Source organism: Carboxylicivirga marina, assembly GCF_016612505.1.
GTDB lineage: Bacteria > Bacteroidota > Bacteroidia > Bacteroidales > Marinilabiliaceae > Carboxylicivirga > Carboxylicivirga marina.
Window position 1 is genome coordinate 1 of the sequence record NZ_JAENRR010000037.1, and the last position, 21,335, is coordinate 21,335.

At 39.8% G+C, this 21,335-nt stretch carries 22 protein-coding genes; 7 read left to right on the forward strand and 15 right to left on the reverse strand.

The features are described from left to right. Positions 1 to 227: 227 nt before the first annotated feature. On the forward strand, positions 228 to 1,448 hold the full coding sequence (locus JIV24_RS14570; protein WP_200465793.1) for a dicarboxylate/amino acid:cation symporter: 1,221 nt from the start codon (positions 228 to 230) through the stop codon (positions 1,446 to 1,448). A 79-nt stretch (positions 1,449 to 1,527) separates the two neighbouring features. Here JIV24_RS14570 and JIV24_RS14575 read toward each other — a convergent pair whose 3' ends face one another. The 11 genes from JIV24_RS14575 to JIV24_RS14625 form a co-directional block, all read right to left on the reverse strand. Beyond that, positions 1,528 to 2,136 (reverse strand): carbonic anhydrase, encoded by a 609-nt coding sequence (locus tag JIV24_RS14575; protein ID WP_200465794.1) that lies wholly within the window; start codon positions 2,134 to 2,136, stop codon positions 1,528 to 1,530. A 26-nt stretch (positions 2,137 to 2,162) separates the two neighbouring features. Continuing rightward, on the reverse strand, positions 2,163 to 3,719 hold the full coding sequence (locus JIV24_RS14580) for a SulP family inorganic anion transporter (protein ID WP_200465795.1): 1,557 nt from the start codon (positions 3,717 to 3,719) through the stop codon (positions 2,163 to 2,165). A 111-nt stretch (positions 3,720 to 3,830) separates the two neighbouring features. Continuing rightward, positions 3,831 to 4,541 (reverse strand): dipeptidase PepE, encoded by a 711-nt coding sequence (pepE, locus tag JIV24_RS14585; RefSeq protein ID WP_200465796.1) that lies wholly within the window; start codon positions 4,539 to 4,541, stop codon positions 3,831 to 3,833. A gap of 119 nt (positions 4,542 to 4,660) precedes the next feature. Then, entirely contained in the window at positions 4,661 to 5,917 is a 1,257-nt protein-coding gene (locus JIV24_RS14590; protein WP_200465797.1) for an ABC transporter permease, read from the reverse strand. Positions 5,918 to 6,296: 379 nt separating this feature from the next. Further along, positions 6,297 to 6,893, reverse strand: a complete 597-nt coding sequence (locus JIV24_RS14595; protein ID WP_200465798.1) for a DUF4956 domain-containing protein — start codon at positions 6,891 to 6,893, stop codon at positions 6,297 to 6,299. Between the two features lie 11 nt (positions 6,894 to 6,904). Then, a complete protein-coding gene (locus tag JIV24_RS14600; RefSeq protein WP_200465799.1) occupies positions 6,905 to 7,966 on the reverse strand; it encodes a hypothetical protein in 1,062 nt (353 codons plus the stop codon). A gap of 303 nt (positions 7,967 to 8,269) precedes the next feature. After that, positions 8,270 to 8,647, reverse strand: a complete 378-nt coding sequence (locus tag JIV24_RS14605) for an endonuclease domain-containing protein (protein WP_200465800.1) — start codon at positions 8,645 to 8,647, stop codon at positions 8,270 to 8,272. 516 nt (positions 8,648 to 9,163) lie between these two features. Beyond that, positions 9,164 to 9,616: a 3TM-type holin gene (locus tag JIV24_RS14610; protein WP_200465801.1), complete on the reverse strand. Its 453-nt coding sequence runs from the start codon at positions 9,614 to 9,616 to the stop codon at positions 9,164 to 9,166. Further along, a complete protein-coding gene (locus JIV24_RS14615; protein WP_200465802.1) occupies positions 9,613 to 10,131 on the reverse strand; it encodes a glycoside hydrolase family 108 protein in 519 nt (172 codons plus the stop codon). The genes JIV24_RS14610 and JIV24_RS14615 overlap by 4 nt, the downstream gene beginning before the upstream one ends. 101 nt (positions 10,132 to 10,232) lie before the next feature. After that, positions 10,233 to 10,892 carry a hypothetical protein gene (locus JIV24_RS14620; protein ID WP_200465803.1) on the reverse strand — a complete coding sequence of 220 codons (660 nt, stop codon included), beginning with the start codon at positions 10,890 to 10,892 and terminating at the stop codon, positions 10,233 to 10,235. A 466-nt stretch (positions 10,893 to 11,358) separates the two neighbouring features. Continuing rightward, a complete protein-coding gene (locus JIV24_RS14625) occupies positions 11,359 to 11,688 on the reverse strand; it encodes a LytR/AlgR family response regulator transcription factor (RefSeq protein ID WP_200465804.1) in 330 nt (109 codons plus the stop codon). Positions 11,689 to 11,873: 185 nt separating this feature from the next. Between JIV24_RS14625 and JIV24_RS14630 the strand changes: the two genes are divergently transcribed. The 5 genes from JIV24_RS14630 (at position 11,874) to JIV24_RS14650 (ending at position 15,272) form a co-directional block, all read left to right on the forward strand. Then, positions 11,874 to 12,284 (forward strand): very short patch repair endonuclease, encoded by a 411-nt coding sequence (locus tag JIV24_RS14630; RefSeq protein ID WP_200465805.1) that lies wholly within the window; start codon positions 11,874 to 11,876, stop codon positions 12,282 to 12,284. A gap of 86 nt (positions 12,285 to 12,370) precedes the next feature. Beyond that, on the forward strand, positions 12,371 to 12,601 hold the full coding sequence (locus JIV24_RS14635) for a helix-turn-helix domain-containing protein (protein ID WP_200465806.1): 231 nt from the start codon (positions 12,371 to 12,373) through the stop codon (positions 12,599 to 12,601). Then, the gene (locus tag JIV24_RS14640) at positions 12,598 to 13,830 is read left to right on the forward strand and encodes a DNA cytosine methyltransferase (RefSeq protein WP_200465807.1); all 1,233 of its coding nucleotides are present in this window, start codon (positions 12,598 to 12,600) and stop codon (positions 13,828 to 13,830) included. Before JIV24_RS14635 ends, JIV24_RS14640 begins: the two co-directional genes overlap by 4 nt. Then, the gene (locus tag JIV24_RS14645) at positions 13,811 to 14,908 is read left to right on the forward strand and encodes an HpaII family restriction endonuclease (RefSeq protein ID WP_200465808.1); all 1,098 of its coding nucleotides are present in this window, start codon (positions 13,811 to 13,813) and stop codon (positions 14,906 to 14,908) included. The genes JIV24_RS14640 and JIV24_RS14645 overlap by 20 nt, the downstream gene beginning before the upstream one ends. Before the next feature lie 49 nt (positions 14,909 to 14,957). Further along, the gene (locus tag JIV24_RS14650) at positions 14,958 to 15,272 is read left to right on the forward strand and encodes a hypothetical protein (RefSeq protein WP_200465809.1); all 315 of its coding nucleotides are present in this window, start codon (positions 14,958 to 14,960) and stop codon (positions 15,270 to 15,272) included. A gap of 301 nt (positions 15,273 to 15,573) precedes the next feature. Here the strand turns inward: JIV24_RS14650 and JIV24_RS14655 are convergent, their stop codons facing one another. The 4 genes from JIV24_RS14655 to JIV24_RS14670 form a co-directional block, all read right to left on the reverse strand. Next, entirely contained in the window at positions 15,574 to 16,515 is a 942-nt protein-coding gene (locus JIV24_RS14655) for a 5-oxoprolinase subunit C family protein (RefSeq protein ID WP_200465810.1), read from the reverse strand. Further along, the gene (gene pxpB / locus JIV24_RS14660) at positions 16,508 to 17,197 is read right to left on the reverse strand and encodes a 5-oxoprolinase subunit PxpB (protein ID WP_200465811.1); all 690 of its coding nucleotides are present in this window, start codon (positions 17,195 to 17,197) and stop codon (positions 16,508 to 16,510) included. The genes JIV24_RS14655 and pxpB overlap by 8 nt, the downstream gene beginning before the upstream one ends. Then, entirely contained in the window at positions 17,194 to 17,946 is a 753-nt protein-coding gene (locus JIV24_RS14665; protein WP_200465812.1) for a 5-oxoprolinase subunit PxpA, read from the reverse strand. Before JIV24_RS14665 ends, pxpB begins: the two co-directional genes overlap by 4 nt. Positions 17,947 to 18,161: 215 nt before the next feature. After that, positions 18,162 to 19,400, reverse strand: a complete 1,239-nt coding sequence (locus JIV24_RS14670; RefSeq protein WP_200465813.1) for an Nramp family divalent metal transporter — start codon at positions 19,398 to 19,400, stop codon at positions 18,162 to 18,164. A gap of 342 nt (positions 19,401 to 19,742) precedes the next feature. Here JIV24_RS14670 and purH point away from each other — a divergent pair, with 342 nt between their 5' ends. Beyond that, positions 19,743 to 21,332: a bifunctional phosphoribosylaminoimidazolecarboxamide formyltransferase/IMP cyclohydrolase gene (gene purH / locus JIV24_RS14675; protein WP_200465814.1), complete on the forward strand. Its 1,590-nt coding sequence runs from the start codon at positions 19,743 to 19,745 to the stop codon at positions 21,330 to 21,332. Positions 21,333 to 21,335 lie beyond the last annotated feature (3 nt).

Here is a 21,335-nt window from a genome sequence, read left to right on the forward strand (position 1 = left end):
CTCAAAAGCGGGTGCAAAATAAGGGAGTATTTTTCGTATCTCCAAATTAAAAAACGAAAAATTTATGAGGCAGCTTGGAAGAGTATGGCTTAAGAATTGATTTGGTGGGGGTTGGTGGTGGAAAGTTTTTTAGATATTTATTCTTCAAAAAAATCCCTTTGAAATTCTTTCATTCTTAAAGAAGAGTTGCGAAATTAGCTTAAATACTTTTAATCAATTATTTAGCTATGAACTTAAAGAAGTTAATTAAAAACCTAGGCTTCCAAATATTGTTGGCCATGATACTGGGAACGGCTGTTGGTGCCATAATGGGTCCAAAGGCATCCATGTTTTCACCGCTAGGTGATTTCTTTATGGATTTAATAAAAATGCTTGTTGTTCCATTGGTCGCCATCTCTATAATTTCAGGGGCAGCCTCGCTTGGTGCCACCAAATCGGCAGGTAAGATCGGTATCAGCACCATTGGCTATTTTTTAATAACTACTGTCGTTTCGGTTATGTTGGGGCTATTCTTAGGTGAAGTATTTACACCTGGTTCAGGCCTCGATCATGATACCGTTATGGAAATGTTCCCTCAAGACACCAGCGGCGCAGAAGCTCCAGTAATGAGTTTTTGGGAAACCATCATCAATATTATACCTGAAAACCCTATTGCATCATTGGTGACAGGCAACATTCTTGAGATTATATTCTTTGGCCTATTCCTAGGCATAGGCATATCAACTTTGAGCAGTGAAAAGAAGGCTTTTTTAATGAATGGCATGAACTACCTTGTTGAGGCTTTAATATGGATGATTAAAATAGTTATGTATACAGCTCCTATTGGTGTATTTGGATTGATGGCGGCAGCCATTGGCGAATTTGGATTTGAGCTACTGATGATGGCTTTAGATTTAATGTGGGTAAACGTGGTTGGTGGTATTATTTTGTTATTTGGCTTATATCCGCTTACACTCAAATTGTTTGCTAAGGTTTCCATTGCTCAGTTTATCAGAAAGATGGTTAAAGCACAAATTGTTGCATTCTCAACCAGTTCTTCGCTCGCTACTTTACCAATAACCATGGAGGTGTGTGAAGAAGAACTTAAGATATCTAAGGCTACAAGTGGGTTTGTTTTGCCACTGGGCGCCACTATTAATATGACAGGTAGTGCATTATATTATGCCTTAGCGGCCATCTTTTTTGCACAACTATTTGATATCGACCTCACAATAACGCAATACATTGCCATCATTGTAACATCTACTGTTGGTTCAATAGGACAAGCCGGCGTACCAGGTCCTTCATTGTTAATTGTTGCAGTACTTGTTGCTGCAGATATTCCGGCGCAAGGCTTACCATTATTATTTGCTCTAGATCGCGTTTTTGATATGTTAAGAACGGCATTTAACATTACAGGAGATGCAGCTTGTGCCTGTATTGTTGACCGCTTTAACGATAAAAAATAGAACTTGAAGTACTATCCCAAATAAAAAGGTTGACGCCGCATTGGTGTCAACCTTTTATTATATCGTAAAAGCAGAACGTTTACTTAATCATATCATCCGGATGAATTTCCTTTAATGAATTCAATTCACCAGTCGAAATATCAAATACCCATCCATGCACAAAAAGACGTTGACCTCTTGCCCATGCATCTTTAATTATATCCATAGATGCTAACTTTTCAACCTGCTTTATAATACTTAGCTCCGATAATCGATCCAGTTTTTTTGTATCATCATCAATATTGGCAATCTCTTGCTGATTTGAATCAAGCGTATCTTTAATATCACCTACCCATTTGGTTAAATAAGGATCTTCCAAACCATCATAAGCAGCCTTAACACCACCACAGCTATAATGACCTGCAACCACAATGTGCTTTACTTTTAAATAGTCGACTGCATAGCGAAGAGCAGCCATCAGGTTATCATCTTCGGCATGTACAAGGTTAGCCACATTACGATGAACGAAGAATTCACCCAACTTACCTCGTGTAATTACTGTTTCTGACATGCGACTATCGGCACAACCAATCCAAAAATACTTTGGCGCCTGCCCCAATGACAAGTTCTTGAAATATTCTTCATCTACATTTTTAATGGTCTGCACCCAACTACGGTTAGCCAGAAATATTTGATCGTATGACTTCATATCTATCAGTTTTGTTTGGTTTATAATTATGCCACGCCAGCTCTAAACATTGAAAGTGCCGCCGTTTCACTCTTTTTGATGGTGACTTTAATATTATTCTGTTTGGCTGTTGAGGAACAGAAATCTTTAAGCGCTTCCAGTATATCGTTATCAATAAAGTCAACCTCTGTACCATCAACGAGCAAGTTGATATCTTTTGGCAAATACTGAAGCGTACGTCGCACATTGGCTTTATTAAAGAAATATAAGTTACGCGAAATCTGAATCATGTAATTATTCCCAACATTAGACAAAATAATACCTGAACGGAAGTTTGACTTTAACACAAACACAAAACCGATGATAATACCAAAAGTGATACCCTTCAACAGGTCTGTTAATAAGATGACCGCAATGGTTGCAAAGAATGGTATATACTGATTTACACCTTTCTTAATCGCATCTTTATATATCGATACCTTATTAAGCTTTAAACCCACATGAATAAGTACAGCTGCTAAAGCCGATAATGGGATGTAATTAAGGTACGGTGCAAAAAACAATACACTCAATAATAATAATACTCCATGGAAGATAGCTGAAAACTTACCTTTACCTCCGGCATTAACATTGGCCGAACTACGAACAATAACAGCCGTCATTGGCAATCCACCAACCAAACCAGCCAACATATTACCTACACCTTGGGCTTTTAGCTCTTTATTTGGGGATGCAATACGCTTGGCAGGATCTAATTTGTCCGTTGCATCAAGGCTTAATAAGGATTCTAAACTTCCAACAATAGCAATTGTGAAAGCCACTACCCATACGTCAGGATTTGTTATTGCTCCAAATGCAGGGAATCGTAATTCATCAATTAAGGAACTAAAACCACTCATTTCGGGTAAAGAAACCAGGTGCGTTGCATCTAAAGCAAGCACAGGTACCGACGATTTAAAGATTTCGTTAAGTGCAACACCTAACACAACCACAACTAAAGGCCCAGGAATGAGTCGTAAAACCAGATTGCTTTTAAATGTTTTTGAATCCCACAGAAACAAAACGCTCATTGACAATACACTTATAATGATTGCTCCCGGAAGAACAGCTTCAATCATATAGTATAACTCCGAGAATGTGTTGTGACCATATTTATCTTCAAAGGCAGCTGTGTCAATCCCGGCCAGATCATAACCAAAAGCATGAGGAATCTGCTTTAGTATGATACTTAAACCAATAGCTGTTAACATTCCGGTAATAACTGAACTTGGGAAAAAGTGACCAATAACCCCTGCTCTCAAATAACCTAAAACCAATTGTATGGCACCTGAAATAAATACCGCCAACAGAAAGGTTTCAAATGAACCAAGGGTTGCAATTGCTGCAAACACAATGACGGTTAATCCAGCAGCCGGTCCACTGACACTTAATCGTGAATCAGACATAAAGCCCACCACAATACCTCCTAATATACCAGATATTACCCCTGAAAATAATGGTGCACCCGATGCTAATGCAATACCCAAACACAATGGCAATGCCACCAGGTAAACAACCAATCCGGCAGGAATATCATTTTTATAAGTCTTAAAAAAATCCTTCATAGCTTCCTAAATTTTTAATTTTACAGCCCGTTGAAATACAAAGCGCATGCCAAATTGAGTTATCACAATTACATTTAATAGTATTGCTATCTTTTTTGCATTTATTAAGATTTAGACCTTCATCAAAAAACTAAAATCATCGGTAGGCTGTACTTCATAAGGTTTTTTCCCATATTGAAATACACGCAATGGTAATTTACCTTCGTAGCCAATGTTACCATCAGAATAAGTAAACATACATCCTTCACGTAAACCTACAACTGTGGTTGATTGATTAACAACTAAAAACTCCATGATGCGTTCTTCACGTGTTTCGCCACCATGACCTTCTGGATTTGCATCAAGATAATGCGGATTAATCTGATACGGTATTAGATTAAGTGCATCAAACCCGAGTGGATCGATGATTGGCATATCATTGGTGGTTTTAATAGTAGGACATGCCAGGTTTGAACCAGCACTCCATCCTATGTATTTTGTTCCGCCTAATACTTTTTTACGAATTGGCTCGGTTAACTTGTTATCGTGTATCATACGTAACAATTGCCAGGTACTTCCTCCGCCAACTACAATGGCTTCGGCTTCTTCTACTGCTTTCACCGGATCATCGAAATGATGAATGGAAACCACATCGTGCCCCACTTCATTAAAGCGGCTTTTTACTTTCGCTTCGTAATCGTCAAACGATACGGTTACCCCTGCATAAGGGATAAACAGACATTTTACTTTTTCATTTCCCAAAAACCCGGAGATGTTATGTTTTGGATAATCGAGGTAGGCTTCGCCTGCCATTGTTGAGTTTGATATTAATAATAAGTTCATAATTAAAACTATTAGATGTTAGACTTCTTAGATAATAGATAAAAAAGAAAAGAGGGGTTTTGTTTAGATATTTGGGAGACCTGTCAGCTTTTTGGAAACCTGACAGGTCTTGAAATATCTTACAAGGCGTTTATCGCTTCTACCGGATCCATTTTAGAGGCTTTCCAGGCGGGTATAAAACCAGAGACAACACCTATAAAAGAAGATATGCCAATACCCTTGAGAATATTAAGCAAGGTAAGCGCCATCTCCGAATCAGTCGCCAAGCTAATCGTCATGGCAATACCAAAAACAATGAATAATCCGGCCAGCCCTCCCAGTAATGACAGTGCGGTACTTTCAATCAGGAATTGCATCAGGATAAATTTTCGCTTAGCACCTAATGCCTTTTGTATTCCTATAATACGCGTTCGCTCTTTAACTGATACAAACATGATGTTGGCAATGCCAAAACCTCCAACCAGTATGGAGAAACCACCAATGAACCATCCAGCCCAATCGATAAAATCAAAAAGACTATCGAAATTTTTCTGAATCAGGCTAATGCGATTGAGTGCAAAATCATTATCGCCCTGAGGCTTAATACGCCTGATGGCACGCATCACACCGGTAAGCTCGTCTACCATATCATCTGAGGTATAGCCGGGCTTAGCTTTAACTAATATCATGGGGTTAACCGATTCGCTGCGGAGGTTAAACAGGTTACGAGCATATTTAACGGGAATAATGATATTCTTATCGAGGCTATTGCCAAAAATATCGGACCCGGTACGTAACAAAACACCAATAACCGTCAGCTTACGGCCCATCATTTTGACACGCTTGCCTATGGGGTCGGTTCCCTGAAATAATTCGCTGGCTATTTCGGCACCAATAATGGCCACTCCCATTCCGCTATTGGCTTCGTAAGGTGAAAAGTAACGACCACCGGCAATTTCAAAGGTCCATATTTTATCAAATCCATCGGACACGCCCATGACCGCCACATTGTCGTATGAATTTGACTCGTACTGAAGCATTTTTTGTGATGACATCACATAGGATACATCCTCAGCTATTTGCGAACGACGCTTAATTTGCTCATAATCATCTAAGGACGGTACTTGCCGGTTCATGTAGCGCCACCAGGGATATTCCGATTCCCCTTCGGGTGGCGTCCAGGGCCATTTTTGAATATACACCACATTGTCACCCAATGACTCAATACTCTCGCGCACTTGCTTCTCCAAAAAATCGATTAAGGTAAACACTGTTATGATGGAAAAGATACCAATGGTAACACCTGAAAGGGTCAGAATAGTGCGCAGCACATTCGTACGCAAGGCATTGATAGCAAACAGGAAACTTTCTTTTAAAAACTTATAGACCAGTATCATGGGTTGGTGTTGTTTGTGTAGGCAAGATAGTTTAAAAAGTCCGAAGTCTGAAGCCTGTCGAACTTTCAAGTCCATTATTAGTTGATATATAACCAATATTGTCCTAATTATTTCATGATATTGGGCTATTCGCCCAAACCCAACTTACTTTTTGATCTTGATGTCAAAAACTAAGGAAAAAACATCAAGGCTTCACCTGCTTCTCTCATAAAACTACAGTTATTTGACTGAAATCGTTTAAACTCGCTTCGCTCAAACAGAAAACGATTTTTAGCGTCAAACAACCTTGTTTCATGGTTCACCAGCTGAGGCCCTTTCCCTACAGGACGTGTAGCGAATTAAACAAAAACATTTAGGACGCCATTAATATATAACAAACTTATTTCTTATAATAGATGGTGATTTTTGCTTCCCGCTTGATGTAGCTCACTTCTTTTACCGTGATTTTTTGGATATCTAATTCTGTAATTTGCTTCAAATGTTCTATTAACTCGCTACGATTAGATGGTTTGATTAGCTCCAGGTTGCTAAAGCTTATTTCCTGTTTTTGGTTAATCGTACGATGATTATAATACTCAAGCACGATAACGGAGGTAATTATAAGCATATTACTCAAGAACATACCACGCAAGAGATGCGGAAATAAGGCCAGCGCATTAATGGCCGATGTGCCAATAATCGTAAATAAATAAGCCATCTGGTAGGCTTGCATGTTTCGTGTTCGAAAGCGAATGATACTGAAAATGGCAAATAAGCCCAGGGCAATTCCCAACTCAACTCTGACAATACTTAAGTACGACGATAGAAGGAAGATTATAATACCAATAATCACGAGTGGAAAAACATACTCTTTGTTTTCCTCCGTTTTTTTATATAAACCACCAATAAGTATCAGTATAACGAAAGCATTAACCGCAAAACGAGTAAGCACATCAATAAAATCGGCATTTGAAGAATCTGATATAAAAGACATCATATAGGATAGAATTAATAGCTTAAACATGTTGATTGCATACTTCTGATAATCCGATCATTTTCAAATTCATCGTAAAACGAATCGAGATAATTAAGCATTTGTTTTTTGTGAAAATCATTGAGCAACTCAAATTCAGTTACCACCTGGTATAAGGCCTCTTTCTTATCCAAAAATTCCTGCAAGGCCTCTCTAAAGCCTTCTTCACTGCGACAGACACCCATATAATACCGCTCAGTTACTGAAGAGATACTCGACTCTTCATTGGGCACGGCATAACTGGTGTTTACCATTCCCGAATAATCAAAGTCATACGGAACGGCTATTCCATTGGGTTGTGGTGATGGCACCAGAGGAACAAACACCTTTAGGTTATGCTGCCCCTTTACGCTCCAATCGCCATTACCTATCATGTAATTAAAGATGGCTACCCTATCTAATATATTGGGCTGTATATGTAATTGTGAAATGGTTGACACCTCGGTATGCAATATCTCATGTCGCTCCGAAAGCATATTAACGGGCTCAATTAAAAATCCATATTGCTCAATGACCTTCTTCTTTTTACCCGTATCGATGTAATTGATTTTGAGCAAACGCACACCAAAGCTCTGATTGCTTAACACACTATACAGCTTATAGCACAAGTACTCTTTATAGATATATTGAGCACTCTGCTTCGAGTATTGACAATGTGTTACCAGCTTTACCTTATTGAGGTCATCCAAATCTTCATAATCAAAATCGCCCTTTTTAAAGTTTAGCTTGATGGGCGGAAAACTACAATATTCATTTCTGAATTCACCTCGTGATTTGAGTTTGAGCTTGTGATTAACAGAATCGACAGGACTATGGTGGGTGGTTAAAAGTGCTTTTATGTATTCGCGAGGTTTCTTACGTGTGTATTGTCTGACCTTGAAACGTAGTGATACTTCCAAAACCTCATCATCTTCAAATAAATGCGAAGGTTCATCAACAGTATGTTCTATACCATAATTATGTTCGTTGGAGCCTTGACTATAGGATGCCACGTAACAGCAGGCAATCAGCAGGGTAAATAATAAACTAAATTTCATGTCAGATGGATATGGGTTTGTAGCTCCAAAATACAAACTTATTGTATAAGTTGAAAGACATAAAATTCCATGTTGCTACGAACAGCGCTTCTGTATGTACTAAACCCTTGCTTTAATTTACTTTTAATTGGTATACTTGATTAAGAAAAACACCTCTCCTCGGTCCTCTCCTTGAGGAGAGGAAGTGTGAAAGATTGAAACACTGAGCTTTGATTACAGGCTGCAATCTGCAATGATGCTCTCTCCTTCTCCTATTAGGAGAAGGCTGGGATGAGGTGATTAAATAAAAATGCGTTAATCTCTTTATAGCTTATCACAAATCTCGAGTATTGTCTTACATACTTTTTGAATATTTTTCTGAACTTCTTCATTCGTAAAACGTAGTACTTTAACACCAAGGTTATTTAACTCAGCCGTCCTGCCTCTATCATATTCTTTCTGAAAGTCGTGTATTTTTCCATCAACCTCAATCACTAGTTTCTTCTCATGACAATAGAAGTCTGCAATAAATATATCAATAGGGTGTTGACGCCTGAATTTTAAACCATTTAACTGTCGGTTACGGAGTTTGTTCCACAGAATCTTTTCAGCACCAGTAAATTCTTTACGCAAATCCTTTGCTCGCTGCCTAATTTTAGCAGAGGCACCGTAAAAGAGATTATCAAAGTTTTCTTGGGACATAAGCTTCAAGTTAGTTAATATCAGAATTTTTATAATATACACCTCTCATAAGTGTAATCAAAATACCTCTCCTCGGTCCTCTCCTGACAGGAGAGGAAGTGCTCATCTTGGAAGAATAGCACTTTTAAAATTGAATCGCTGCCGTTCAGTGTGCTCACTCCTTCTCCTATTAGGAGAAGGCTGGGATGAGGTGATAAATGATTAGTAATAACAAAAGCATCCAAGTCAAATGCGTTAATAGCTTAAAACACCGGCTCTTAAAATCCAAGAAGCTTAATTAAAAACTTCTCAGCTCACAAACACCGCCTCTCAGTGCAATTATAAAACACCTCTCCTCGGTCCTCTCCTCAAGGAGAGGAAGTGTGAAAGATTGAAACACTGAGCTTTGAATACATGCTGCAATCTGCCATGATTCTATCTCCTTCTCCTTGAGGAGAAGGCTGGGATGAGGTGATAGTACCAGGCATAAAACAAAACCTGTCAGGATTTTGAATCCTGTCAGGTTTACCCCTCCTCTTATCTTTTCCGTTTAAACAGCCCACCTAGAAATCCCTTCTTCGGTGCTGCCTTTAGTGAATCAGCGTTAACGCCTTTGGTTTTTTCATAGGTGCGTGCCACGCCCAAACCCAACATACCAATCACAACAGTCATTAAATGCTCCATTTGAAGCGCCGGAGGTGGTGGTGCGCTGGCATTGCACAACTTAATGGCATACACCATTATGTCTCTTAAAATAAAGTTGTATAGTAAAGCCAATCCACATACCCAGCCAATGAAGGGGCGCCAACCGGCTACAAATACTGATTTATGGGCAGCTTCGATTTTATTAATTTCAATCTGCCCCAGGTTTTCGTTGTGAGTGATCTTTCTGAGCTCCAATTCCATTTTCATCTCTTCCTCCCTGGAGGTATGTAACTCATCAATGGTATTAACTACCCCGTCTACTATTTTTCCGATTGGTATTGTCATAGCGCTAATGTTTTAAAAGATCGGTTGAGCCATCCGTGAAGAAATTTTATTTGTGTACGGTTGCGGGCCACAATAGCATTATAGCGAGCCACTTTGCCAATAAAAAAGGCCTGTACAAAAGCCTGTTCACCATAGTTGTTAATAGCCTTGAGGGTGATGGGCCCCAATCCCCCATCGGGTGTGACACCAACAATGCGCTGCGCCATTTTTACCGAAGTGCGCACGCCTGCGTTAACACCAAAGTCAAAAATATTATAGGCCACTAAATCGCTCTCGACCTCATCCAGGCGTGCCTTGTCCCAGTATTTTTCTTTATATAAATCCATTACCATACGGGTTACCAGAGGGTCATCGTGCCTGCCGGCTTTTACCAATGACCAGCCAGGCCAGTTGGGGTTGTAACGCTCGGCAATACCGGCAAAAGTCCAGCCACCACTGTCGTGCTCCACTTTGTGCAGCACAAAACCGCCTTCGTTCTGCATGGTTTGTTGAAATGCTTTATTAAAGTTTGCCATATGAATGTTGTTTAGGCGTATTTGCTATTTTAGTTGACAATAATGAAAAACCCGCCAGGATTCTGAATCCTGACAGGTTTAAAGCAATCGACTGTAAATAATTAGCTTCTGACAAATACGCCCAATGCTTCGAGTAGCTGAGGCTGATCGTAGAGTGCCACTTTGGCTATCGCATAGAAATCATCCATCCACTCTTTAAGAGCTAAGAGGGCGGCATTTTTATTCTTGGTCATATCCTGTGATTCGGCCAGTTCGGTGTCAAAATGCGAACGCTTGGCTAAGAGTTCTTCAAGCAGGGCAAGGCATTCATCAACCTGTGCTGCTGTGAGTTTTATTTTATCCATTTCTGTTTGAAGGGTGGCATCAGCTTTAACAGCTGTATAAAACAAACGAACCTTATCGAAAAAATCGTTGTACTTACGCGGAAAGCGACCTTTTACACCAAGTTTTACCAAAACCTCTGGTTTATGCTTAAAAAATATCAGTGCTTTATCGCGATGAACCTTAAATACAGCTTGAAGTTCGTTGTAAGTTGTTGAGTATGTCAATGAAGCCTCACTCGATTCGGTATCTTCTTTAAAGTTTTTATCCCAAATGCCCTGACTTGCATTATAAGTTTGACGCCCTACTGCTAATTGCTCGTCTCCCATGCCATATTCGGCAAGTGCTGCTTTAATAGCCGGGTTTGTTTCGGCATTGGTGATGGCTGTTCGGGATTTTTCTAAGAATTTTGATTCTGATTTAAAAAGTCGTTTTGTCATATCTATATGGTTTAATTAAAAATATTGATTTATGAATGGTGCCATGCATGCGCAAGCGTTACAATGCACTGCGCAATCGGGGAAATCGGTTGCGCCATGGGGAAAATCGACTGCGCCACCGGGGAGATCGACTGCGCAGGCGGGGAAATTGATTGAGAACACGGTACGATCGCATGAGAGCCTGGGGAAATTGATTGCGCCATTGGGAAGATCGACTGCGCGGAGCGTACCTTCAACTGAGCGCTCATTTGATTGCCTTTAGCCAGGTAAATATACTCCCGACTGTCTTGTAAGCTTTTTAGATAAATATTGTGCTTAATAGTATGATGTAAAATCCTCATTGTATCGTGCTTAAAAATCGATACACAAGATATTACTTTAAGCACTTGCTGATTTCAAATGGTCAGAAAAACTGAATAAGCGGTAGAGATTGAGGAATAAACGGTAGGATTTGGCAAATAAGCGGTTATGAAAATGGCTGAATTTTCTCTAATAATTGGGTAGTATTACGGCGCGAAACGTCAAATTCCTTTCCATTTTCCATCTGAACCTTTTGTAATACTTTAAAATAGGCCGATAAATAATTCAGATTTATAATCACATTGCGGTTAATGCGAACAAAATAATTGGGCAGACTATTTTCCAAATCTTTGAGCTGTTCGCAATGCGACAGGGTGATATCGCCGCTTAAATAAATGGTGATGGCTCCTTGAGCATATTGCAGGTAGCAAATGTGCTTGTAGGGAACCCGTTGTATCTTTTGCTGACATTCGAGTATCAGGCATTTTTTAAGCATAAGGTATGGCGTTTGGTTAAACGGGCAGTGAAGATATAAATTTTTCTTATGAACAACAGATGGTTTTTGTCAATTTTATTACGCTTACTATACAATAGCTAACTCTTCCTTAAGGATGCGATCTTAATAAGCAGCTTGTCAATAAAAATCGCATCCCAAAAACCTAAAGCCTTATATTTGAATAGATGGATGTGCACGATAAAAAGACCCGGGCGTATAATATGAGCCGGATTAGGGGGAAGGATACGAAGCCTGAACTGCTGGTGCGTCGCTTTCTGTTTGCCAACGGCTTTCGTTATCGCCTGCATGTAAAAGAGCTGCCGGGCAAACCTGATATCGTTTTACCCAAATACAAAACAGTCGTATTTGTGCACGGCTGCTTTTGGCACGGACACAAAGGCTGCAAATATTTTACCATACCAAAAACACGCACCGAATGGTGGCTCACTAAAATCAAAGGTAATAGCCGACGTGATAAACTAGCTGAAATAGATTTAAATGTGTTAGGCTGGAAAGTGATTGTGATTTGGGAATGTAAGTTAAAATCAAAATCCATTACTACTACTCTTGAAAACCTTCTCGAAAAACTTTCCTGATACAATAACTACCTGTTGATAAAATTATCAATATGTGACGTATAGTCCGTTGACTTATAAGTCACATCCGAATAGTTTTACCCTCCATGAATTTACAGGAACTATTTGGCAAACGCGTACGCGAACTACGTCAAAAACAAGAACTAAGCCAGGAGGCGCTCGCCTTTAAAGCTGGTATCGACAGAACATATATGACCAGTATTGAGAATGGGAAGCGAAATGTTTCCATTCAAAATATTGAGAAGGTGATAACCGCACTTGATGTTCCGGTTAAAGATTTTTTTGCATCAGACATTTTTATTGAAGGGAAGAAATGAAGAAGTATTCAGAACTAAAAAAGGTATTAAACTTTAGGAAGTTAAAATACTTTGAGGAAGAGCATGCATGCGTTACACATTATCTGCAAACCGTAGAAGATGATGCTGGTAAATATTACAAGGTAAAGGCTGAAGAATATTTGAAAGCAAAAGGCCAATCATTAGTTAATGGTCATTCAATAAAAATCCCTTTCAAATTTGATGATATACCATTTCCACCACCCCAAAAACCAGATTTTACTTTCATCGATCTGTTCGCAGGAATTGGAGGTTTTAGGATGGCTTTACAAAACTTAAACAACAAATGTGTATTTAGCTCTGAGTGGGACAAGTTTGCTAAAAAGACATATGAAGCCAATTTTGGTGAAGTGCCTTTTGGCGATATCACAAAAGATGAGACTAAAAACTATATACCTGATAGTTTTGATATCTTATGTGCTGGTTTTCCATGTCAAGCATTCTCAATTGCTGGAAGGCGAGGAGGATTTGAAGACACAAGAGGAACACTCTTCTTCGACGTAGCAGAGATTATCAGAAGAAAACAACCTAAAGCAATTTTTCTTGAAAATGTCAAAGGATTACTAAATCATGGCGGTGGCAAAACGCTTGAAACAATATTAAATGTATTAAGGGAAGATCTCGAATACTTCGTTCCAGAGCCGAAAATATTAAACGCAAAAGATTTTGGCACCCCTCAAAATAGAGAACGAATCTTCATTGTTGGGTTTAGGAAAGATTTGGGAATTAATGAATTTCATTATCCTAAGCCGTCTTGTGAAAAAATCATATTTGAAAAGGTAAAAGAGAAAAACCCAGTCTCCGTTAAATACTATCTGTCAGATACATATTTAAACACCTTAATAGAGCACAAAAAACGACATGCAAGTAAAGGTAATGGGTTTGGTTACGAGATCATCCCAGATGATGGAACTGCTAACGCTGTTGTCTGCGGAGGCATGGGCAGAGAAAGAAATTTAGTTTATGATGACAGATTAGAAGATTTTACACCTGTAACCAACATTAAAGGAGAAGTTAACAGGCAAGGCATTAGAAAAATGACTCCTAGAGAATGGGCAAGACTTCAAGGATTTCCAGATGAATATCTTATCCCCGTTTCAGATGCATCTGCATACAAACAATTTGGCAACTCAGTCGCAGTTCCTGCCATCCAAGCTACTGCAAAGAAAATAATTGAAACATTAAAGAAAAATGACACTAAAAGGAAATAAAGGAGAATGGAGTGAATTATACACATTCTTTAAACTACTGCACGATGGCATACTATTCTCTGCCGATGAAAAATTAAATAAAACAACTTCTTCTATTGATGTCAATTCTATTTATAGAGATGATACAGGAAAAGAATTAGAATTCAAACGCGCTGGAAATCAAATCGACATTATAGATACTACAAGTAAAAAAGTAATAATGAGCTTCAGCTATACTGACGCTAAAGCGTTAGCTGATGAACTTTTAACGGAAATTCATAAACTTAGTGGCAACAAAAACAAAATAAACAACACAACTGAAACCAAAATTAAGAATCATCATATCAATCAGGTTAAAACTAAATCACAAAACAAAGGTGATATTAGAATGTTAGTTTATGATAGTGTACATGGTTTAACTTCTGATCAAGAATTTAGTATTAAATCATTTCTAGGTAGTGACCCTACACTTTTCAATGCCAACAAAACGACCAACATTATCTATAAGATAAGTAATCAAAATGGTAACGCGATGCCGGCGGCGGATATTGCCACAGTCAATTCTTTAAATCCAAAATCCAAAAAATACATCAAAAGAATAGAGGAAATTCAAAACTTAGGCTATTCAATAGACTTTGACTCATATCAAGACAACACCTTTAAGCTTAATCTACAATTAATCGATAGTGACCTACCAAAAATATTAGCACATATTGTTCTTGATAAATATATAAGTCAGATAACTAAAATACCTGACATCATTAATAAGCTAAATACCTCTAACCCGTTGAACTACGATTTATCGCTAGGCCATAATTTTTATGAATACAGATTAATCAATTTCCTTGTTGAAGCAGCGTTAGGTATGACCTCAAAGACTGTTTGGACAGGAAAGTATGCTGTGATTGGTGGCCTTATAATTGTGAAGTCTAATGCTGATATTGTATGTTATCACTTAGTTGATTTTAATAAATTCAAAGAATACCTTAAAAACACTTGTAAGCTTGACAATCCTAGTGGCTCAAAGATGGGATACGGAGAAGTTTATGAGGAAAATAATGAGACATACATAAAGTTGAATTTTCAGTTTAAAGCATAAGCATAACATGTCAGGATTTAAGTTCTGACAGGGCTTCTTTCCTAAATAAATGGCAAACATCAAATTCGAATACCTCTATCGCGATGAGGGCAATTACAAAACCTATGGGGAGGTAATTTTCTCTAATCCCAATCAGTTGTCTGTAGAGTATATCACTCAACGTATTGAATCAAATCTTATTGAAGGCTCCTGGTTTGAACCCAACAAGTGGAATATTCCGCGTTTCAGTTTCCATCAACACAATCCATTTGGCATTAATGATTTACTGTGGTATGAGTTTGATTGTCTTAGCCAATGTCATGAAACTTCGAATTCAAATAGTATCGACGATTTTTTAGAACGAATCATTTCAACCGCCGAGTGATACCGATTACGAATCAAAACGATTGATAAAAAATCAATCTGTGCTCCTGTTTCGGCATTAATCCATGTAATAAGGCACAGATTGCAAATCTGCGCCAGCGTTGGGAAAATACATCTTGTACATCCTCTGTGTTCTCTTTTAACTCTGCGGTAAATTATTTCTTACAAATCTTTACTTTAACTAACGGGATGCAGCATAGTTTGTGTTTAATAGAAAGCCCCCACTCCCTTCGGGTATCTCCCCAGGGGGAGAATGAATTGAACTTTGAAACTAACGCCATGCAGCATAGCAGAGTCAGTTTTTAGTTATTTTGAGCGGTAATTGCCCTAAGCAGCATCTCATTTTGTTCCCTCAATAAACGATGAGCTTCATCGAGCCTGACTTCTTTAAAACGGATTTTATCGCCTGCTTTCATCTGGCCCAGCAAGGGTAAATCGGCTGAAATAACATTGGCTATTTTAGTATAACCTCCAATGGTTTGGCGGTCGGCCAGCATAATAATGGGCTCGCCATGAGCCGGCACTTGTATGGTGCCGTTGGCAATGCCTGCCGATAGTATGTCGGCCCCATGGCGATGTGCGATGTGAGGGCCATTCAATCGATAGCCCATGCGGTCGCTCTGGCTGCTGACGGTATAATTCTCGCTAAGGAAATTTGTTATGCCAGCTAAGGTAAAGGCTTCGCTTTCGATGGCGGCAATCACATTTATCGTGTTGGTGTTTTGTGGTAACAACAGACAATCCGGATTTAAGCGCCGTTGACAGATTGCACGCCCCTTTCCTATTTCAATTTCATCACCTTCCTGCAATGCACGTCCGCCATAACCGCCCAGTTTGCCACGCAAATAGGTCGATTGACTGCCCATTACCACCGGCACATCAAATCCGCCGGCAATAGCTATGTAAAGTCGACTACCTTGTTTAAAAATGTCTGTTTTAAGCACATCTCCCTTCTTTACCAGGTGATTCGTAAAGGCATCAACCGGTATGTTATTGATTGTTACATCCGACAGTGCTCCGGCCAGACCAATCTGGGCATCCGTCATAAATTCAATCTCAGGTCCCATTAATGTGGCTTCGATACAGGCGTCCGACGGCTTGTTACCAACTAATAAATTGGCCATTTGTAAAGCATGTGTATCCATGGCTCCCGACACGGGCATGCCAAACTGCTGATAGCCTACTCGACCCAAATCTTGTATGGTAGATAACAAGCCAGGCTTAAGGATTTTTATTTTACCCATCGTTGTGCTCATTTAATCGTTCATACTCGTCTTTGTTAATCGGATAAAACTCCAGAACATTACCAGCTTCTAATAAGAAAGGCTCATCCTTTTCGGGTTTGAATAATCGCAAGGGTGTGCGTCCGATTATTTGCCAGCCTCCGGGACTCTCAATGGGATAAATACCGGTTTGCTCACCTGCAATACCCACTGAGCCGGACAGTATTTTAGAATCAGGCACCTCTTTACGTGGGGTAGCAATGGCTTTATCCATGCCGCCGAGGTAACAGAACCCAGGTGTGAAACCAAGCATATACACGAGGTAACTGGCCTCGCAATGCCTATTGATGACTTGTTCTTTGTTTAATCCACTATGTTGACATACATGCGGTAAATCCTTGCCAAACGTTTCGCCATATAATACAGGAATGCGAACCGTTTTGTAATCAACTGCAGAATTTGGTTTTATCTCAGCTGCCATTTTTTTTATTTGGCTCACCAGCAGCTTAAAATCGATTACCAAGGGCTGATAATGAATGATTATATCGGTATACGAAGGTACGAGTTCAGTGATGCCTTCAATTTCTGATTCTTCAAGCAATTGCATCAAGGACCTAATTTTCTGCAAGGTATCAGGAGATATGGCAGTGCCAAGCTTCACCTGAAAAGCCGAATCGCCCAATGGAAATATTTGCATCATCATAATTGGCTTATTGGTGAAACAATTTGAATATGATTAGCCTTTAACATGCCATGAAGCGCTTTGGCTAGTTCTACTGCTCCGGGATTATCGCCATGTATGCAGATGGTATCGGCCTTGATGGCTATTGGCTCACCATCGATACTTTCAACACGGTTATGAAGCACCATGTCGAGCACTCGCTTTTTGCAGCGTTCCACATCATGGATGACGGCTCCTGCCTGTTGGCGGGAAACCAATTGCCCGCTACTGGTGTAAGCCCTGTCGGCAAAGACTTCGGAAACGGCTTTTAGTCCAAGATCTTCAGCAGCCTTAAGCATTAATGAATTGGCTAGTCCGTAAAACAGCAGCCCGGCATTAACCGCTTTGATGCCCTGTGCAATGGCTAAAGCAATATCGTAATCAGCCGCCGCCATGTTATATAAGGCACCGTGTGGTTTGACATGAGTAATTGAGCACCCATGTTTAACGGCTTGCTTTTGCAGAATCACTACTTGCTCTTTTACCAGTTGTTCTATTTCTGCCGCAGAAAGATGATGAGCTATTCGGCCGAAATTATCCGGGTCGTTAAAGCCGGGGTGCACACCAATTGCCACTTTGTTTTCTCTGGCCATCTGCACGGTTTTATCCATGCTGTTGATGTCGCCGGCATGGTAACCACAGGCGATATTGGCTGAGCTGATGAATGGCATCACGGCAGCGTCATTACCAATGCCTTCTCCTAAGTCGCAGTTTATATCTATATATTTCATGTTTCTTATTCTATTAACTTCTCTTTCAACTCAAGCCCTCGTGGCTTCCTCTTTTTATTCCATATTGTATCTATTGGCGCTTCGCCCAAACCCGACTTACTTTTTGTTTATTCTATAATCCCCATCCCCACATCTTCGATATGGTACTTCCCCTTTTTCTCAGGAAAAAAGGGAAGAGCTGCCTACTTAATACATATCGATTTACACACTCAATTTCATAATAAACCCATTACATGCGTTAAACTTTTTATGCCCAAACCTAATGCAATTAATACCACAATAATGGCCAGAAGGTTTTGGGATTTATTATTCGTATACGATTCAAGAATTTGCTTGTTGTTCATCACAATGAGCAGAAAGATGGCTATGAACGGCAGTAATAAGCCATTGGCAAATTGTGCAAAAACAATGGCTTTAATCGGACTGTAACCAATGGCCGAAAAGAGAATACCTATTAGTAATATTGCACGCCATATCCATTTGAATTTCTGCGATTTTAAATCGGGTTTAAACCCAAGTATTCCCGATGTTGCATAAGCAGCGGCCAACGGTGCTGTTATAGCTGAGGAGATGCCAGCTGCAAATAAGCCCAAAGCCATAAATACTCCAGCCCAACTACCTAGCACAGGTGTTAACTGACTGGCTAAATCGCCTGCACCTTTTATTTCAATACCACTTCCATAAAAAGTAGCTGCTGCCGTAATAACGATTGACATGGATATGAACCCACCCAGCAGAATGGAAAATAACAAGTCGGTACGGGCAATTTTTAAATCAGAAGGATTCTTCCACTTTTCACGCACACTGGAAGCATGCAGGAATAAATTATACGGTACTACCGTGGTACCAATTAAACCCATAAGCAGATAAAAAGAGCCATCGGGCATGGATGGTACAAACATACCTTTTAGTACCTCTAACATGTGTGGCCCAACCACAATGGCTGTTGTAATAAATGCAAAGCTCATCAGCAGTACCAGGCCGATAATCATTTTTTCGATGCGTTTGTACGAACCCATCTCCAACAAAATAAAGGCAAGTAAACCAATGACTGGTCCCCATAGACCAACTGACAACTCCCCCATTTGAATGCTTGAAACACCTGATAGCTCAACCATTCCCATGGATGCACCCAGTATGTTACCGGTTTCATAAGCTGCATTGCCAATGAGTATGGCCGAAAGCACCAATCCGGCTGTCAGATATCTTACAATCGGATTATTAAACTGTAAGCGTAGTGCTTTTCCGAGCCCCATTTGCCCCACCAGGCCCAAACGAGCTGTCATTTCCTGCAACACAATGGTGGCGATAATGCTAAACAGCAAGCCCCATAGTAAGGCATAACCAAAACCGGCACCTGTAATGCTGCAGGTGGTAATGGTTCCGGGACCTATAAAGGCGGCAGTTACTAATATGCCGGGGCCTATTTGTTTTAATCGTTGAATGATTTCCATACCTATGCTAAGTGAGTTGGTAACAATGATGGTTTCAAATATAAGGATTAAAACAATCAGGTATTTTTTTGAAGTGATGAGATTTAGCACGGGAGAGAAACTACTGATATTCTTATGTACTTATCACACCTAAAATGCAGTTTATGAAGACACTATATAAAGGATTTTATTTTGGTTTTTCTTTGCGGTAAGTCATTTTTAAGACCTGACAGGATTCATAATCCTGACAGGTTTTGGTTAACACAAAAACTAATCTAAATTCATTCTAATTTAAATACCTAAAGCACCTTGTTGGCATTGCTTATTTTCTTATTTTTGCGTGAAAGAATTAAACGGATATAAATGAGTACTTTAAAAAAGGTAAAATCGGCATTGGTTTCAGTCTTTCACAAGGACGGTTTAGATGAAATCATTAAAACATTACACGAACAGGGTGTTACCATTTATTCAACAGGTGGTACACAGGCTTTTATCGAAGGATTAGATGTGCCATGTGAGCGCGTTGAAGACTTAACCAGCTACCCATCTATTTTAGGTGGTCGTGTTAAAACACTTCACCCAAAAGTGTTCGGTGGAATTTTAGCTCGTCGCGATAACAAAGGCGATATTGAGCAATTGGCTCAGTACGAAATCCCTGAGATTGACCTGGTGATTGTTGACCTTTATCCGTTTGAAGCCACCGTTGCTTCAGGTGCACCACTTCAGGATATTATCGAAAAGATTGACATCGGTGGTATCTCGTTAATACGTGGAGCAGCTAAGAACTACAAAGATGTGATTATCGTTCCTTCAAAAGACCAGTATGCTGATTTATTGGCTATTTTGAAAAATCAGAATGGCGAATCGTCATTGGAAGACCGCTTTAAGTTTGCAGCAGCAGCCTTTGGTGTTTCATCGCATTACGATTCGGCTATTTCTAACTTCTTTAACAAAGACAAGGAAGATATGGAGCGCATCAGCCTGAATGATGGTGATGTACTACGTTATGGTGAAAACCCACATCAGAAAGCAACTATTTACAAATACAACAATGTAAAAGAAGGTGCCTCACTGGCCAATGCCAATGTATTGCAAGGCAAAGCACTTTCATACAACAATATGTTGGATGCCGATGCAGCCTGGAAAGCAGCCAGCGACGCCTACCACTCAGTTGGTCATATTGAAGGCAAGCAAGCCGTATCGGTTGTAAAACACCTTAATCCTTGTGGATTGGCCGTTACTAACGACACCATGAAGTCATTGGAACTAGCCTGGGCAGGTGACCCTATCTCTGCTTTTGGTGGTATCATTTGCTTTACCGATACAGTCACTGAAGAAATTGCTAACTGGTTTGCCAAGCGATTTGTTGAAATCATTATTGCCCCTGCCTATACGCCAGAAGCACTAGAGGTATTTGGTAAAAAGAAAAACCTTCGCCTACTGGAAACACCAATTAAAAATGAATTGACAGGTGAAAAATTGGTTCGCTCTGTAAGTGGTGCTATTTTGGTACAAGATGAAGATGAAGGTGTTGATTCTGATTTCAAAAACGTGACATCGAAAGAATTTGATGATACGAAAATGGAATTGGCCAAATTTGGTATTACAGCATGTAAGCACCTTAAGAGTAACGCCATTGCGGTTGTTACCGAACAAGCCGATGGTTCGTTTTGGTTAACCGGAGCCGGTATGGGTCAGCCTAACCGCCTAGACAGTATGCGTCACTTGACAATGCCTCGCTTTAACATGAAAGAAGGGGTTGACATTGCTAATTCGGTGGTTATCTCCGATGCATTCTTCCCATTCCGCGACAGCATTGAAGCGGCTAACGAATACGGGGTGAAATACATTGTTGAGCCGGGTGGAAGTATCCGTGACGAAGAAGTTATAGAAGCCTGTAACGAATTCGGTATGGCCATGTTATTTACTGGAAAACGTCATTTTAAACATTAAAAT